Here is a 14882-nt window from a genome sequence, read left to right on the forward strand (position 1 = left end):
CCATGGCGGGCATCGAGAGCAAGGACATCCACAAGATCGTCATCGCCTGCGACGCGGGGATGGGCAGCAGCGTCATGCTCGCCTCCCAGGTCCGCAAGCAGCTCAAGGGGGAGGGCATCGAGGTGGTGCACACCCCGGTCAACTCCATCCCCGGCGACGCCGACGTCGTGCTGTGCCACGCGGGCCTGGCCGACCGGGCCAGGGCCTCGGCCCCGGGCGTCGTGCTGGTCCCGTTCCAGGTCTTCATCGGCGACCCGGCGGTGACCCGGCTGATCGACACGATCAAGAAGGGCGGGACCGTCGATGCCTGAGACGGCACCGCTCCCCCTGGACCCGCGCGCCGTACGGCTGGACGCCTCGGCCGCCGACCGCGACGACGCCATCGCGCAGTGCGGCCGGGTGCTGGTGGAGATCGGCGCGGCCGAGCCCTCCTACGTCGAGGCCATGCTGGAGCGGGAGCGCTCGATCTCCACCTACGTGGGCGAGGAGGTGGCGATCCCGCACGGCACGCTCGCCGCCAAGGACGTGGTCCGCCACGACGCGATCTGCGTGCTGCGCTTCCCCGGGGGCGTCGACTGGGGCGGCGAGCGGGTGACGGTCTGCGTCGGCATCGCCGCCCGCGGCGACGGCCACGTGCGGCTGCTGTCCGAGCTCGCCCAGATCCTGATGGACCCCGACAGCGCCCGGGCCCTGCGCGAGGCCGAGGAGGTCTCCGAGGTGCTCTCGCTACTGCAACCGACACAGGAGGACCAGTGAAGGTCGCCCGTTTCCACGCTCCCGGCGACATCCGCGTCGAGGACGCCCCCGAGCCCGTCGCCGGGCCCGGGGAGATCAGGATCCGCGTGCGGAACTGCTCGACCTGCGGCACCGACGCCAAGATCTTCAAGCACGGCCACCACCACATCAGGCCGCCGAGGGTCATGGGGCACGAGATCGCCGGCGAGGTCGTCGACGGGACGGAGGGCTGGGCCCCGGGCGACCGGGTACAGGTGATCGCCGCGATCCCCTGCGGGACGTGCGGGGAGTGCCGCCGGGGCCGGATGACCGTCTGCCCGAACCAGGAGTCGATGGGCTACCACTACGACGGCGGGTTCGCCGAGTACATGGTCGTGCCCGCCAAGGTCCTGGCCGTCGACGGCGTCAACCGCATCCCCGACGGCGTCGGGTTCGCCGAGGCGTCGGTGGCCGAGCCGCTGGCCTGCGTGCTCAACGGCCAGGAGCTGGCCCGCGTCGGTCGGGGCGACGACGTCGTGATCATGGGCTCGGGTCCCATCGGCTGCCTGCACGTACGGCTGGCGCGCTCGCGCGGCGCGGCCCGGGTCTTCCTGCTGGACGTCAACGCCGAGCGGCTGGAGATGGCCGCCTCGCTGGTCCGGCCGGACGCGGCCGTGCACGCCGAGGGCGGCGACTCGGCTGTGGAGCAGGTGCTCAAGCTGACCGAGGGCCGGGGCGCCGACGTGGTCGTCACCGCCGCCGCCTCCGGCGCGGCCCAGGAGCAGGCCCTGCGGATGGCGGCGCGGCAGGGGCGCATCAGCTTCTTCGGCGGCCTGCCCAAGGACGACCCGATCATCGGCTGCGACTCCAACCTGGTGCACTACCGGGAGCTGACCGTCGTCGGCGCCAACGGGTCCAGCCCCGCGCACAACGCGCGGGCGCTGGAGCTGATCGCCGGCGGCGAGGTCCCGGTCTCCGATCTGATCACCCACCGGCTGCCGCTTCCGGAGGTCCTGGACGGGATCGGGATCGTCAGCCGGGGTGAGGCCATCAAGGTCACCGTCGAACCCTGAAAACCCCTCCCCGAATCCCTCTGCGAGAGGAAGTCCCGAAGATGCCGGAGAGAACAGTCACCATCGCCTCGCGCACGGGCCTGCACGCCCGCCCCGCCAAGCTGTTCGTGCAGGCCGCGCAGGCGCAGGGCGTCCCGGTCCGGATCCGGGTCGGCGACGGCAGGCCCGCCCCGGCCACCAGCATGCTCGCCGTACTGGCGCTGGGCGCCGTCCAGGGCACGGAGGTCACCCTCACCGCGGACGACGGGCCGGGCGCGGAGGCCGCGCTCGACTCCCTGGCCGCGCTCCTGGCCCGCGACCTCGACGCCGAGCAGGCCTCCGGTGCCTGAGACGGGCACATCCCCGGCGGCCGGGACGGAAGAAGCCACGATGACCAGCGCGGAGGGAGCCCGGACGGCCGGGACGGAGCGGGCTCCGGCGGCCGGGACGCTGCGCGGTCTGGGCGTCAGCCCGGGGCGGGCGGCCGGGCGGGTGTGCCGGATGGCCGGCCCGCCGCGCCTGCCGGCCCGGCTCCCGGTCGCCGACGCCGCCCGGGAGGCCGCCCTGGCGCTGCGCGCGCTGGAGGAGGTCGCCGCGGACCTGGCCGCGCGGGCCGGGCGGACCTCCGACGCCGAGGCGGGCGCGATCCTGGAGGCGCAGTCGTTCATGGCCGCCGACCCCGGCCTGCGCGAGACGGTCGAGGAGAACCTCGCGGCGGGCATGGACGCCGGGCACGCCGTCGACGCCGCCTGCGACCACCACCGGCGCGCGCTGCTGGAGGCCGGCGGCTACTTCGCCGAACGCGCCGCCGACCTCGACGACATCCGCAACCGGGCCGTCGCCGCGGTGCTGGGGCTGCCGGTGCCCGGAATCCCCGACCCGGGCCACCCGTTCGTCCTGGTCGCCGAGGACCTCGCCCCCGCCGACACGGTGAACCTCGACCCGGCGACCGTGCTCGCCCTCGTCACCGAGAAGGGCGGGCCGACCAGCCACACCGCCATCCTCGCCCGTTCCCGCGGCCTGCCCGCCGTGGTGGCCTGCCGGGGCGCCCTGGAGATCGGCGAGGGGAGCTGGGTGTCGGTCGACGGGACGGCCGGGGAGGTCGGGACCGGCCTCGGCGAACAGGACGCCGAGGAGATCCTGCGCCGGGCCGCCGGCGAACGCCGGCGCCTGGCCGCGAGCACCGGCCCGGGGCGGACGGCCGACGGTCACGGGGTCGAACTGCTGCTCAACATCGGGTCCGCCGCCGATCTGGGGTCCGGCGTGGACGCCGAGGGCGTCGGGCTCTTCAGGACCGAGTTCCTCTTCCTCGGCCGCAAGGACGCCCCCGGTTTCGAGGAGCAGGTCGCGGCCTACGAGGCGGTGCTGCGGGCCGTACCCGGCGGCAAGGTCGTGGTGCGCACGCTCGACGCAGGGACGGACAAGCCCCTGCCGTTCCTGGGACTGCCCGAGGAGCCCAACCCGGCGCTGGGCGTGCGGGGGCTGCGGGTCGGCCGCCTGCGGCAGGAGGTGCTCGACGTCCAGCTCGACGCCGTCGCCGAGGCGGCCCGCGCGAGCGGTGTCCGGCCGTGGGTGATGGCGCCGATGGTGACGACCGCAGGCGAGGCGGCGGACTTCGCCGCGCGGGCCCGCGCGCGGGGCATCACCCGGGTGGGGGCGATGATCGAGGTCCCGGCCGCCGCGCTCAGGGCCGATCACCTGCTGCGCGAGCTCGACTTCCTCAGCATCGGCACCAACGACCTCAGCCAGTACGCCTTCGCCGCCGACCGCCAGCACGGCGAGCTCGCCGACCTGCTCGATCCCTGGCAGGCGGGGCTGCTGCGGCTGGTGGCCGAGTGCGCGCGGGCGGGCCGGGCCGCGGGCAAGCCCGTCGGCGTGTGCGGGGAGGCCGCCGCCGATCCGCTGCTGGCCACGGTCCTGACCGGCCTCGGCGTCACCAGCCTGTCGATGTCGGCACCGAGTCTCGCGCCGGTACGCGAGAGGCTGGCCCGCACCTCCCTGGCCCGCTGCGAGGCCAACGCCCGCATCGCCCTGGACGCCGACGACCCGGCGGTGGCCCGCAAAGCGGTGGCCGAGGAGACCGCCGCCGGGCACGCGGCCTAGCGAGGGCCGGCCGGCGGGGTACGGCCTCGCGGAACCGGCGGCGCCGTACGGCACGGCCCGGCGGCGCCGTACGGCACGGCGGGGTCAGCCGGACGAGCCGGCGGTGCGCACCGGGCCGAACGCGGCGCGGGTGTCGATGACGTCGCCGAAGGAGGCCCAGCGGCCCTCGGCGAACCTGGCCAGCATCATCGACTCGATCGGGAAGCCGTCGTCGGGACCGGTGGACAGCGTGATCCCCGGCATCAGGGTGTCCACCGGCACGTCGTCGAGACGGCGCACCGCCTCGCGCAGCCCTTCGCGGGTGGGGCACTCCATCCGCCTGAGCGCCTGCACGAAGGCCTGCGCGGCGGTCCAGCCGAACATGGCCTGCTGGGCGGCCGGGTCCGCCTCCGGGGCGTAGCGCCGCAGGCTGCCGCGGTAGGCCGCGACCGCGGGGTCGTCCGCCTGCTCCGGGTCGGCGGCGTCCTTCTGGTAGACCGCGCTCACGATCTCCCGCACCTTCCCGGTGTCCACGCTCGCCATCACGGCCGGGGCGACGGCCACGCTGTTGATGATGTGCAGGGGGTTCCACGAGGTGACGGCGGCGTCGACGGCCAGGGCCTGGGCCCCGAACTTCGGGGTGGTGACGCTCAGCAGCACGTCGGCCCCCGAGGCGGCGAGGTTGGCCACCTGCCCCTGCACGCCGGGGTCGGTGACCTCGTAGCTCTGCTCCGCCACGATCCGCACCCCGCTGCCGCGGACGGCGTCGGCGAAGCCGTCGCGCAGGTCCCTGCCGAAGTCGTCGTTCTGGTACAGCACCGCCACCGTGGCCGCCGGCAAGGTCTCCTTCAGGTACTGGGCGTAGACCCGGGCCTCGGCCACGTAACTGGGCTGGTAGCCGATGGTCCACGGGTGCTCCCGGTCGGTCCCCCACCGGGAGGCCCCGGTCGCCGCGAAGACCTGCGGCACCCGCCGGCGGTCGGCGTAGTCGCGCACCGCGGCGGTCGAGGGCGTGCCCACCGTCTGGAAGATCGCGAACACCTCCTCCAGCTCCACGAGCCTGCGGGCCTCCTCCACGGCCCTGGCGGGCTGGTAGCCGTCGTCGCGGACGACGAACTCGATCTTCCGGCCGTCCACCCCGCCCTCCTCGTTGACGTGGCCGAAGTAGGCCCGCGCACCCGAGGCGATCAGCCCGTAGGCCGAGGCCGGTCCGGACAGGGGATAGATCCCGCCCACTCTGATCGTGTCCTCGTCGATGCCCGTCACCTGCTGCCCGGCGCAGGCGCCGGCGGGCAGCACGTCGTCCTCGTCGGTGAGGCGGCACCCGGCCAGCGGGAGGGCCAGGACGAGCGCCAGGGCCGCCGAGGCGGCAGTCCTGATCACCGGCCTGATCACCGGCCTGATCACCGGCCGGGTCGCGTGCCGGACCACCGGCCGGCTCACGGACCGGGCCGGGACACGCGGTGCGGTGCTTGCGGCGGTCTCGCGCACGGTCACCCCCTCCCCGTCCTGCGCGTCACCGCTCCGGCGGCCATGCGCAGCAGCCCGGCCAGTCCGGTGGGGGCGAAGCAGACGACCACGACGATCAGGACTCCCGAGACGATGCCCGGGAGCGCGTCCCCGGCCCGCTGCGCGACGGCGGGGACGAACGTGATGAAGGCCCCGCCCAGCAGCGGGCCGAGCAGCGAACCCGGGCCGCCGACCACGACGGCGGCGAGCAGGACGACCGAGAGCGTCACGGTGAAGGAGTCCGGGGAGACGAACCCGACCACCCACGCGTAGAGCGTTCCCGCCACGCCCGCGTACATCGCGCTCCACCCGAACGCCAGCGTCCGGTGGGAGTCCAGGCGCACCCCCAGGACCTCGGCCGCGGCCGGGTTCTCCCGGCCGGCCGCCAGGGCCCGTCCCGCGCGCGACTCCACCAGGTTGCGCGCCACCGCGAAGGCCCCCACCGCCACCGCCAGGACCAGCAGGTACAGCCACTGGTCGTCGGCCAGCCCGGTCCAGGACGGCGCGACCGGAACGGGCGTCGACAGGCCCATCGACCCGCCGGTCACCGCGCCGAAACGCTTGATCACGAGCGGGACGACCACGGCGACCGCGAAGGTCACCACCGCCAGGTACGGCCCGCTCAGCCGCAGCGCCGGCCGGCCCAGGGCGAGACCGGCGCCGAAGGTGACCAGCGCGCACACCGGCAGGGTCAGGGGGTACGGCACGCCGAGCGAGGTCGTCATGATCGCCGAGCCGTACGCGCCGACGGCCAGGAACGCTCCATGCCCGAGCGAGACCCGGCCCCCGTGCCCGACCAGGAGGTTCAGCCCGAGCAGGGCGATCCCGTGGACCAGGACCATGGTGAGCTGGAAGACCCGGTACGGCTCCAGCAGGAACGGGACGAGGCAGGCCGCCGCGGCCAGCGCCGTCAGCGTCACCCGCGGCCACGGCCAGGCCCGCCTGCGGTCCCCGGCCACCTGGCCGACCGCGAGCCTGCGGTGCCCGGTCCGCCCGGCGACGTCCACGCCGCTCACCCCGTCCTCCGCACGCAAGTCCTCCGCATGCAAGTCCTCCGCACGCCCGTGCGGCCAGCCGCGTTCATCCCGTCCTCCGCACGCCCGCCCGGCCCCGCCGCAGCGACAGGACCGCGACGATGACCAGCAGCGGCACGGCCACCTTGAGGTCGGCGCCGACGACCTCCACGTACGTCCCGGCCAGGGTCTCGGCGACGCCGATCGCCAGCCCCGCGGCGACGGTCGTCACCGGGTCGTGGAAGCCGCCCAGGACCGCGGCGGCGAAGGCGTACACCAGGACGCCCCCCATCATGTTGGGTTCGAGGAACAGCAGCGGGGCCACGAGGATCCCGGCGATCGCCCCCACACCGGCAGCCACCCCCCACCCCAGGCTGAGCACCCTGCCGACCCGGATCCCGGACAGCCGGGCGGCGACCGGGTCGGCCACGACCGCCCGCATGATCAGCCCGGCGCCCGTGTGCCTGAAGAACAGGTGCAGCAGCAGCATCATGACGGCCACGACCCCGAGCACGCCCAGCGCCGAGAACCCGCTCTGCGCGCTGCCGAAGCTGAGGACGGCCGGGAAGGGGTTGGGGAAGGACCGGACGGCGAAGGACCACACCAGTCCCGCGGCCGCGTTGACCAGGACCATCAGGCCCACCGTCACGGCCACGCAGGCCAGTTCCCCGCCGTCCTCGACGCGCCGGATGACCACCCGCTCCACCAGTGCGCCCGCCGCCACCGACACGGCCAGGGTGATCGGCAGCACGGCCCAGAAGGGCAGGCCCGCCTCCAGCAGCTGCCAGGCGACGTACGTCGAGAGCATGGCGAGCTCGCCCTGGGCGAAGTTGACGATCCCGTTGAAGCGGTGCACCAGCACCAGTGCCAGAGCGAGGGCGGCGTAGACGGCGCCCAGGCTCAGGCCCTGCACCACCTGCAGCAGCAGGTCACCCATGTGATCGCCCCCACGGCCCGGGACGTCCGGGCGCGGACCGCTCTCCGGAGGGCGGCCCCTGCCCCGCGCCCGGAGCGGGCCGGTTCCCGGGCCCCCGCCACGCGTCCGGAGCAGGCGGGTCCCCCGGCCCCTGCCAGACATCCGGAACGGACCGGTTCCCCGCCCCCTGCCAGACGTCCGAGGAGGGCGGACTCCCGTGCCACCGCCGCGCGCCCGGGGCGGACGGGTCCCCGGACGCGCCCGCCGTACCCGGCGTGACCAGCCGTCCCGACTCCATCAGGAGCGAGCGGGCGGCGAACTCCGCCGCCAGCTGCGTCTTCTGCTCGACCACGATCATCGCGACCCGCTCCCGGGTGCTGATCGCCCGCAGCACGTCGAACAGCCGCCGGGTGGCCAGCGGCGCCAGCCCCCGGGACGGCTCGTCGAGCAGCAACAGCCGGGGCCGGGCCATCAGCGCGCGGCCGATCGCGAGCATCTGCCGCTCGCCGCCGCTCAGGTTCCCCGCGGGCTGGCTCAGGTGCGCCCGCAGGACCGGGAAGCAGCTCAGCACGTGGCGCATGTCCTCGGCCAGCTCCGATCCCGGCCTCAGGTGCGCGCCGACACGCAGGTTCTCCTCCACGGTGAGGGGCGCGAACACGCCCCGGCCCTCGGGGACGTGCCCCACTCCCCGGCGGGCGACCTCCTCCGGCGCCCGGCCGAGCAGCTCGGTCCCGCGCAGGCCGACCGACCCCCGGCCGCGCACCATGCCGGACAGCGCCCGCAGCAGGGTCGTCTTACCGGCGCCGTTCTGGCCCAGGACGGCGACCATCTCCCCCTCCTCCACCTCCAGGTCGACGCCCTGCAGGACCCGCGCCGGGCCGTAGCCCGCGCGCAGGTTCCGCACCCGCAGGAAGGGCGACTCGGATATCGGGACCCCGCCCGCCGGCGGCCTGCGGGACGGGCGGCCACCGGCCGGACCGGTCACGGCCGGCCCGCCGGGCTCGCCCACGGGACGACCCCGAGGTAGGCGTCGATGACCCTGGGATCACGGCGGACATGGCCGGAGGCGCCGTCCGCGATCTTCCTCCCGGAGTCGAGGCAGACGATCCGCTCACACAGGTTCATCACGAATTCCATGTGGTGCTCGACGACGATGATCATGATGTCCGACGTGAAGTGCATGTCCCGCACGAGGCGGGCGAGATCCGCGATCTCGTCGTGGCCCAGGCCGCTGACCGGCTCGTCGAGCAGCAGCAGCCGGGGCCGTACGGCCAGCGCGCGGGCGATCTCCACCCGCTTCAGGATTCCGTGCGGCAGGTGGGCGGCCGGATGGTCGGCCAGCGGCAGCAGGCCCACCCGGTCCAGGGCCTCGTCGGCGATCCGCCGGATCGCCCGCTCCTCCCGGCGCACCCGGCCCGGCCGGATCGCGGCCGCGCCGAACCCTGACCGCCCGTGGCGGTGGGCGCCCACCATGACGTTCTCCCGCACCGACAGGCCGGGGAACAGCCCGAGCTGCTGGAAGGTCCTGGCGATCCCGCGCCCGGCCACCTCGTGCGGGGCCGTCCCCTCCAGGCCCGCGCCCTCGAAACGCATCCGGCCGGCGGCGGGCTCGACCCGCCGCGTCAGGCAGTCGAACAGGGTCGTCTTGCCCGCCCCGTTCGGCCCGATCAGGCCGACCAGCTCGCCGGGGCGGACCGTGAGGTCGACCTCCGACAGCGCGGTCACACCGCCGAACCGCACGGTCAGCCCGCCGATCTCAAGTGTCACCGTCTCTCCTGGGGAAGGCGTGGCCGGATGGGAGAAGGGGAAGTCTCCCGGCCGCGTTCCGCGCCGCGCATCGGTGAAATCACCGGTCTTGAACCCGTCCGCGCACGTGCCGGGGACGATCCGACACGAGCCCTTTCCTCTTCCGACGCATCCGCGTAACACTGAGCCATGTTCTGCGCCTCTTCCGTCACCCGGGCACCGGTGCTCCACGGCCGCGACACGGAGCTGGACGCGTTACGGCACCTCATCGAGGGCGCCGCGGCCGGAGCCGGGGGCGCCCTGCTCCTGGTGGGCGCACCGGGCACGGGCAAGTCCGCGATGCTCGACGCCGCGGCCGCCCGCGCGGCGTCCTTCCCCGGCGCGCCGCCCGCCGGGTCCGCGCCCGAACGAGAAGCTCCCGGCAGGACGCCGGGCGGCGAGGTCTCCGGTACGACGCCGGGCCGGAAGGTCTCCACGACGGCGCCGGAGCGGGAGTCCCCCGGCACCGGGCCGGAGCGGCAGGACGGCTTCGTGGTGCTGAGAACGCGTGGCACACGGATGGAGGGCCGCCTGCCGTACGCCGGGCTGCACGCCCTGCTGCGGCCCGTCGCGGACCGGTTGACGGCGCTGCCCCCATCCCAGGCCGCCGTACTGGGGCAGGCATTGGAGCTGGGCACGGCCGGCGACGGGCTGGCGCTGCCCGCCGCGGTCCTCAACCTGCTGCTGGCCGTGGGGCGCCCCGTGCTGGTGTGCGCCGACGACGTCCACCTCCTCGACCGGCCGAGCCGCGAGGCGCTGTTCTTCGCGGCCCGGCGCCTGGAGGGGGAGCCGATCGCGCTGCTGCTCACGGCCGACGACGCTCCCGGAGGCGCGCCCTTCGATACCTCCGGCGACGGCTCCGGCGGGGCCTCTCCCGAGCTTCCCGCCGACGTCGCCACGATCGTCCTCGGCGGCCTCACCGAGGAGGCGGCCCGGCAGGTGATCGACGACCTGGCGCCGCCCGGGCTCACCGGGGACCTGCGCGCCTCGCTGGCCCACGCCGCCTGCGGCAACCCCCTGGCCCTGCGTGAGCTCGTCGGCTCGCTCACCGCCGAGCAGCTGCGCGGCACCGCCGCGCCGCCGGAGCACCCGCCGCCCGGCGGGCGGCTGTGGCGCGCCCACGCCGCCCGGATCGCCCGGCTGCCCCGGGCCGCCGCGGACCTGGTGCTGCTCGTCGCGGCCGATCCCGCCCTGGACACCGTGACCCTGCTGCGGGCCGCCGATCCGCGCCGCGCGCCGGCCGTACCGCACAGAGGCGGTCCGCGCGAAGACAGTCCTCACAAGGACGGCCCCCGCAAAGGCGGTCCCCGCCCCGCGCCGCGAGAGGCCCGGCGGCAGGACGCCGAACGGGCGCTCGCCGCGCTGGAGGCCGCCGAGCGGGCGGGCGTCGTGGTCCGGCTGGACGGAGACCGGTACGGCTTCCGCGATCCCCTGGTGCGCGCGGTGGCGTACGGCGAGGCGCCGGCCGCCGGGCGGCGCGCGGCCCACCTGAGGCTCGCCGCCCTCCTGGACCGGGACCACCAGCGGCTGCGCCGGGCCTGGCACCGGGCCGTCGCGCTGGACGGGCCCGCGGAACGGCTGGCCGACGAGCTGGTGGAGGAGCTGTCCCGGATCCCGGACGGCGCGGCGGGCGGGCGTGACGGCTTCCCCGAGCCGTTCCGCGTCATGGAGCGGGCCGCGGAGCTGACGGCGCGCGGCGACACCCGGGCGGCCCGGCTGGCCGCCGCCGCCCGCCACGCCTGGCACGCCGGCCTCCCGCAGCGCGCCCGGTCGCTGCTCAACCGGCTCAATCTCCTCAGCTCCCTGACCCTCTCCGAGGAGGTGCGCGGGCGGGCCGAGCTGGTCAGGGGCAGCCTGGAGCTGCGCAGCGGCAGGACGGGCAACGCCTGTGACGAACTGCTGGCGGCCGCCGAGTGGCTGCTCGACCGCGACCGGGAGCAGGCCGTGCGCGCGCTGGTGCGCGCGAGCGAGGCCAGCTACATGGCTGGCGACACCCACCGCTTCCTGGACATCACGCGCCGCGCCGCCACCCTGCGCAGCCCGGACGACCCGCCGGCCACGCGGCTGATGTTCGAGTATCTGGCGGGCATGGCGGCGACCTTCCGCGGGCGGCACCGGGAGGCGGCGGCGCCCCTGCGCCGGGTGGTGGAGCTGGCCCCGTCGGTGGACAACCCCTCCGTGCTGGTCTGGGCGTGCGTCTCCAGCCTCCTGCTGGGCGACGACGCCCAGGCGCTGACGCTCTCCACCCGGGCCATCGAGACCGCGCGCGCTCAAGGGGCGGTCTCCACGGTGCCGCAGGTGCTGGAGTTCCTGATCCAGGCCGAGCTCTGGCTGGGCCGCTACTCCTCCATGGCGGCCAACGCGATGGAGGGCCTGCGGCTGGCGCAGGAGACCGGCAGGCTCAACAGCGCGGCCCAGCACCTGGCCTGGCTCTCCCTGGCCGCCGCCGTGGAGGGCGACGAGGAGGCCTGCCGGATCAGGGCGGGGAGCGCGATCGAACTGGCCGACGCCCACGGCCTGGGCATCGCCAGTGCGATCAGCGGCTGGGCGCTGGCCCATCTCGACGTCGCCGCGGGCCGCCACGCGAGCGCGGCCGGCAGGCTGCGGGCGGTGGCCAGGGCCGACGGGACCGGCGGCCATCTCGTCATCCGCGTCATGGCGACCCCGCACTTCGTGGAGGCGGCCGCGCGCACCGGCGACGTCGGGCACGCGCGGGCGGCCCTGGCGGTGCTCGACCGCTGGGTGGCCAGTACGGGCAGCCCGGACCGCCTGGCGCTGGCGGCGCGCTGCCACGCGCTGCTGGCCGGGCCAGGGGAGGCCGAGGAGCGCTTCCGCCACGCGCTGGACCTGCACCACCGGGGCTCCTGCGCGTTCGAGACGGCCCGCACGCAGCTGCTGTTCGGCAGCGCGCTGCGCCGCAACCGGCGTCCCGGAGCGGCCAGGGAGCATCTGCACGGCGCCCTGGAGACCTTCGAACGGTACGGCGCGCGGCTGTGGGCCGAGCAGGCGCGCGGCGAGCTGCGCGCCTCCGGGGAGGCGCCGCCGTCCCGCGGGCCCGGGGGCCGCGTCCGCGGGGCGGGCACGGCCGCGGTGGAAACGGGTGCCGGAGGAATGGGCGCGGTGGGAATGGGCGCGCCGGAGACGGGCGCGGTGGAACCGGCGGGGGCGGCGGCGATCCAGGCGCTGACGGCCCAGCAGCTGCAGATCGCCCGGCTGGTCGCCGGCGGGGCCACCAACCGCGAGGTGGCCGCCCGGCTGTATCTGAGCCCCCGCACCGTCGAGCACCACCTCAGGAACGTCTTCTCCCGGCTCGGCATCCGTTCCCGGGTCGACCTGGTGCGACTGCTTTCGTGACCGCCCACGCGAGACAAGTGATTTCACCGATGCACTGACAACCCTGACAACGCGAAAGTGTCTCCAGTCAACGTTCCGAGGGGAACCGCGGGAGCGCCGGCCCCGCCGTCACACGCGGCGGCGGGGCCATGGCGTGGCCTCCGGCCCGCCACCCGGTCCCCCTCCTACGGACAGGAGTACGTCACGTGCAGTCACACCCCCCGATCTCCGCAAGCCGCCGGGCCAGGGTCCTCGCGAAGCTGACCCTGGCGCTCGCCCTCGCCGCCGGGACCGGTGCGATCGCCCCCGCCGCGCACGCCGCCGCCGGGTACGAGCGCGGTCCCGAGCCCACCGAGGCCATTCTGGCCGCCACCCGCGGCCCGTTCTCCATCGCCGACACCAACGTCTCGTCCCTGGTGGTGAGCGGCTTCGGCGGAGGAACGATCTACTACCCGACCGACACCGGCCAGGGGACCTTCGGCGGCGTCGTCATCGCCCCCGGCTACACCGCCAGCAAGTCCAGCATGGCCTGGCTCGCCGAGCGGCTCGCCTCCCACGGGTTCGTGGTCTTCAACATCGACACCATCACCCGTTCGGACCAGCCCGACAGCCGCGGCCGGCAGATCCTGGCCGCCGCCGACTATCTGACGCAGAACAGCAGCGCCACGGTCCGCAGCCGGCTCGACTCCAGCCGCATCGGCGTCATGGGCCACTCCATGGGCGGCGGCGGCACCCTGGCGGCGGCCAACAGCCGCCCGTCGCTGCAGGCGGCCGTGCCCCTGACCCCCTGGCACCTCGACAAGAGCTGGGGAGGCGTCCGGGTCCCGACGATGATCATCGGGGCGGAGAACGACTCGATCGCCCCGGTGGGCTCGCACTCCGAGCCGTTCTACAACAGCCTCTCCGGCGCCCCCGAGAAGGCGTACCTGGAGCTCAACGGCGCCAGCCACTTCGCGCCCAACAGCGACAACGACACGATCGCCAAGTACGCCGTCTCGTGGATCAAGCGTTTCGTCGACGACGACCTGCGCTACGACCGGTTCCTGTGCCCGCCCCCCGGCCGCAGCACGACCATCGAGGAGTACCGCTCCTCCTGCCCCCACTCGTAGCCCGTAACGGTCCGTCCCCGCGCGGGGACGCGTGATCGCGGCGGCCGCCCTTCCGGGGCGGCCGCCGTTCCGCGTCCCGGCCGTCGTCCCGCCGGTCCCCGGCCCGCCGTCAGGGCAGCAGCCGGTAGAACCGCCAGAAGCCGAAGTCCTCGATCGGCAGGACCTCGACGTCGCGGAAGCCCGCCTCGGTGGCGTAGCGGCGCAGGGTGTCCGGGCGCATCACGGTCCCGGTGCCGGCCGAGGGCTGGTGCGCCATCCCGTCGGGCAGGCAGATGAGCAGGCTGAAGCCGTACAGCAGCCGCTCGGTGTCGTCGGCCGGGGCGGTGAACGCCTCACCGGCGGCCTCGTCCATGACGACGACCACGCCGCCCGGCCTGAGCGCCCGCCGTACCGCGGCCAGGGTCTCCACCGGCCGGGACATGTCGTGCAGGCACTCGAAGGCGAAGACCGCGTCGTAGCGGCCCTCCTCCAGCAGGGTCGCATCGCCGTGGTGGAAGGCCAGCCGCCCGCCGTCGGAGAGGCCGGCCGCCTTGGCGTTGCGCCCGGCCAGCTCGATGGAGGGCGCGTCGACGTCGACGCCCTCGACGACGGCCTCCGGATAGGCGCGGGCCAGCGCGATGGCGGACCATCCCCCGCCGCAGCCGACGTCGGCCAGGCGCGCGCCGGGACGGCGCAGCACCGCGTCGAGGTCGGCCACCCCGGCCAGCGCGGGCGTGAGCGCGGTCTCGAACCAGGGCCGGTTCATGTCGGCCTGGGACTCGCGCACGTCCGTCCCGAACGTGGCCCAGCCGACACCGCCGCCGCCGCGGTAGGCCTCCAGCAGGGCGGGGGTGTGCACCGCGGCCCCGGCGAGCATGCGGGCCAGCGGGGCCAGGTAGGCCAGGCTGGACTCGTCGGTCAGCACCTCGGCCGCCCCGGCCGGCAGGGTGAAGCGGCCGTCGGCGCCGGCGGTCAGGATTCCTGCGGCGGCCTGCTGCTCCAGCCATTCGCGGGCGTAACGCTCGTGGCCCCCCGCCCGGGCGCTCAGCTCGGCGGCGGTGGCCGGGCCGTGCGCGGCCAGCGCCCGGTACCAGCCCAGGCGGTCGCCGAGGTGGATCGACAGGATCTCGATCGTGCCGAGCGCGGCCTGGAACAGCCGGTCGGCGAACTCCTCCGTGGTCATGGTCATGCTCTCTCCCTGGGTCGTTTCACCGATGCTCGGCGGAGGCGCTGTCAAAACGCTGCCGCCCGGCTGTCACCTCCGGCCTGGGAAGGACGACGGATGTCACCCTGGATCTACGAGATTCAGGAAATATCTGCATTGTTCATGACACCTCACTAAGGAGGCCGCAGAAGTGCTGTTATCGGATGGATGCGGCCGGAGTTACGG

13 protein-coding genes are annotated in these 14882 nt (G+C 75.1%); 7 read left to right on the forward strand and 6 right to left on the reverse strand.

Translation table 11 applies throughout. The features are described 5' to 3' along the window. Window positions 1–2 precede the first annotated feature (2 nt). Genes Pta02_RS29115 through ptsP form a run of 5 tightly spaced genes read left to right on the forward strand, consistent with a single transcriptional unit; the run spans window position 3 to window position 3869 of the window. On the forward strand, window positions 3–311 hold the full coding sequence (locus tag Pta02_RS29115) for a PTS sugar transporter subunit IIBC family protein (RefSeq protein ID WP_203878164.1): 309 nt from the start codon (window positions 3–5) through the stop codon (window positions 309–311). Further along, window positions 304–756 (forward strand): PTS mannitol transporter subunit IIA, encoded by a 453-nt coding sequence (locus Pta02_RS29120; RefSeq protein ID WP_203878165.1) that lies wholly within the window; start codon window positions 304–306, stop codon window positions 754–756. The genes Pta02_RS29115 and Pta02_RS29120 overlap by 8 nt, the downstream gene beginning before the upstream one ends. Beyond that, entirely contained in the window at window positions 753–1787 is a 1035-nt protein-coding gene (locus Pta02_RS29125; RefSeq protein WP_203878166.1) for a zinc-dependent dehydrogenase, read from the forward strand. Before Pta02_RS29120 ends, Pta02_RS29125 begins: the two co-directional genes overlap by 4 nt. A gap of 41 nt (window positions 1788–1828) precedes the next feature. Further along, entirely contained in the window at window positions 1829–2116 is a 288-nt protein-coding gene (locus Pta02_RS29130) for an HPr family phosphocarrier protein (protein WP_203878167.1), read from the forward strand. A gap of 40 nt (window positions 2117–2156) precedes the next feature. Next, window positions 2157–3869: a phosphoenolpyruvate--protein phosphotransferase gene (gene ptsP / locus Pta02_RS29135; RefSeq protein WP_203878168.1), complete on the forward strand. Its 1713-nt coding sequence runs from the start codon at window positions 2157–2159 to the stop codon at window positions 3867–3869. Between the two features lie 84 nt (window positions 3870–3953). Here the strand turns inward: ptsP and Pta02_RS29140 are convergent, their stop codons facing one another. From Pta02_RS29140 to Pta02_RS29160, 5 genes are all read right to left on the reverse strand, one after another. Then, window positions 3954–5231, reverse strand: a complete 1278-nt coding sequence (locus Pta02_RS29140; RefSeq protein ID WP_239131305.1) for an ABC transporter substrate-binding protein — start codon at window positions 5229–5231, stop codon at window positions 3954–3956. A 110-nt stretch (window positions 5232–5341) separates the two neighbouring features. Beyond that, window positions 5342–6373, reverse strand: a complete 1032-nt coding sequence (locus tag Pta02_RS29145) for a branched-chain amino acid ABC transporter permease (protein ID WP_203878169.1) — start codon at window positions 6371–6373, stop codon at window positions 5342–5344. A 64-nt stretch (window positions 6374–6437) separates the two neighbouring features. Further along, complete coding sequence (locus tag Pta02_RS29150; protein ID WP_203878170.1) at window positions 6438–7307, reverse strand: branched-chain amino acid ABC transporter permease; 870 nt, start codon at window positions 7305–7307, stop codon at window positions 6438–6440. Beyond that, the gene (locus Pta02_RS41495) at window positions 7300–8190 is read right to left on the reverse strand and encodes an ABC transporter ATP-binding protein (RefSeq protein ID WP_239131306.1); all 891 of its coding nucleotides are present in this window, start codon (window positions 8188–8190) and stop codon (window positions 7300–7302) included. Before Pta02_RS41495 ends, Pta02_RS29150 begins: the two co-directional genes overlap by 8 nt. A gap of 77 nt (window positions 8191–8267) precedes the next feature. Next, window positions 8268–9053, reverse strand: a complete 786-nt coding sequence (locus Pta02_RS29160) for an ABC transporter ATP-binding protein (protein ID WP_203878171.1) — start codon at window positions 9051–9053, stop codon at window positions 8268–8270. A gap of 168 nt (window positions 9054–9221) precedes the next feature. On the opposite strand from Pta02_RS29160, the gene Pta02_RS29165 reads away from it, so the two are divergent. Further along, a complete protein-coding gene (locus Pta02_RS29165) occupies window positions 9222–12425 on the forward strand; it encodes a helix-turn-helix transcriptional regulator (RefSeq protein WP_203878172.1) in 3204 nt (1067 codons plus the stop codon). Between the two features lie 185 nt (window positions 12426–12610). Beyond that, complete coding sequence (locus Pta02_RS29170; protein WP_239131307.1) at window positions 12611–13513, forward strand: alpha/beta hydrolase family protein; 903 nt, start codon at window positions 12611–12613, stop codon at window positions 13511–13513. A 109-nt stretch (window positions 13514–13622) separates the two neighbouring features. Here Pta02_RS29170 and Pta02_RS29175 read toward each other — a convergent pair whose 3' ends face one another. Next, window positions 13623–14681 carry a class I SAM-dependent methyltransferase gene (locus Pta02_RS29175; protein WP_203878174.1) on the reverse strand — a complete coding sequence of 353 codons (1059 nt, stop codon included), beginning with the start codon at window positions 14679–14681 and terminating at the stop codon, window positions 13623–13625. Window positions 14682–14882: the final 201 nt, after the last annotated feature.

The sequence above is a fragment of the Paraplanobispora takensis genome (assembly GCF_016863195.1).
In the GTDB taxonomy this organism is placed as follows: Bacteria; Actinomycetota; Actinomycetes; order Streptosporangiales; family Streptosporangiaceae; genus Planobispora; species Planobispora takensis.

Coding starts and splice junctions, on each gene's coding strand:
- Pta02_RS29115 (WP_203878164.1), top strand. CDS start 3: ATGGCGGGCATCGAGAGCAAGGACATCCACAAGATCGTCATCGCCTGC.
- Pta02_RS29165 (WP_203878172.1), top strand. CDS start 9,222: ATGTTCTGCGCCTCTTCCGTCACCCGGGCACCGGTGCTCCACGGCCGC.
- Pta02_RS29150 (WP_203878170.1), bottom strand. CDS start 7,307: ATGGGTGACCTGCTGCTGCAGGTGGTGCAGGGCCTGAGCCTGGGCGCC.
- Pta02_RS29120 (WP_203878165.1), top strand. CDS start 304: ATGCCTGAGACGGCACCGCTCCCCCTGGACCCGCGCGCCGTACGGCTG.
- Pta02_RS29175 (WP_203878174.1), bottom strand. CDS start 14,681: ATGACCATGACCACGGAGGAGTTCGCCGACCGGCTGTTCCAGGCCGCG.
- ptsP (WP_203878168.1), top strand. CDS start 2,157: ATGACCAGCGCGGAGGGAGCCCGGACGGCCGGGACGGAGCGGGCTCCG.
- Pta02_RS29130 (WP_203878167.1), top strand. CDS start 1,829: ATGCCGGAGAGAACAGTCACCATCGCCTCGCGCACGGGCCTGCACGCC.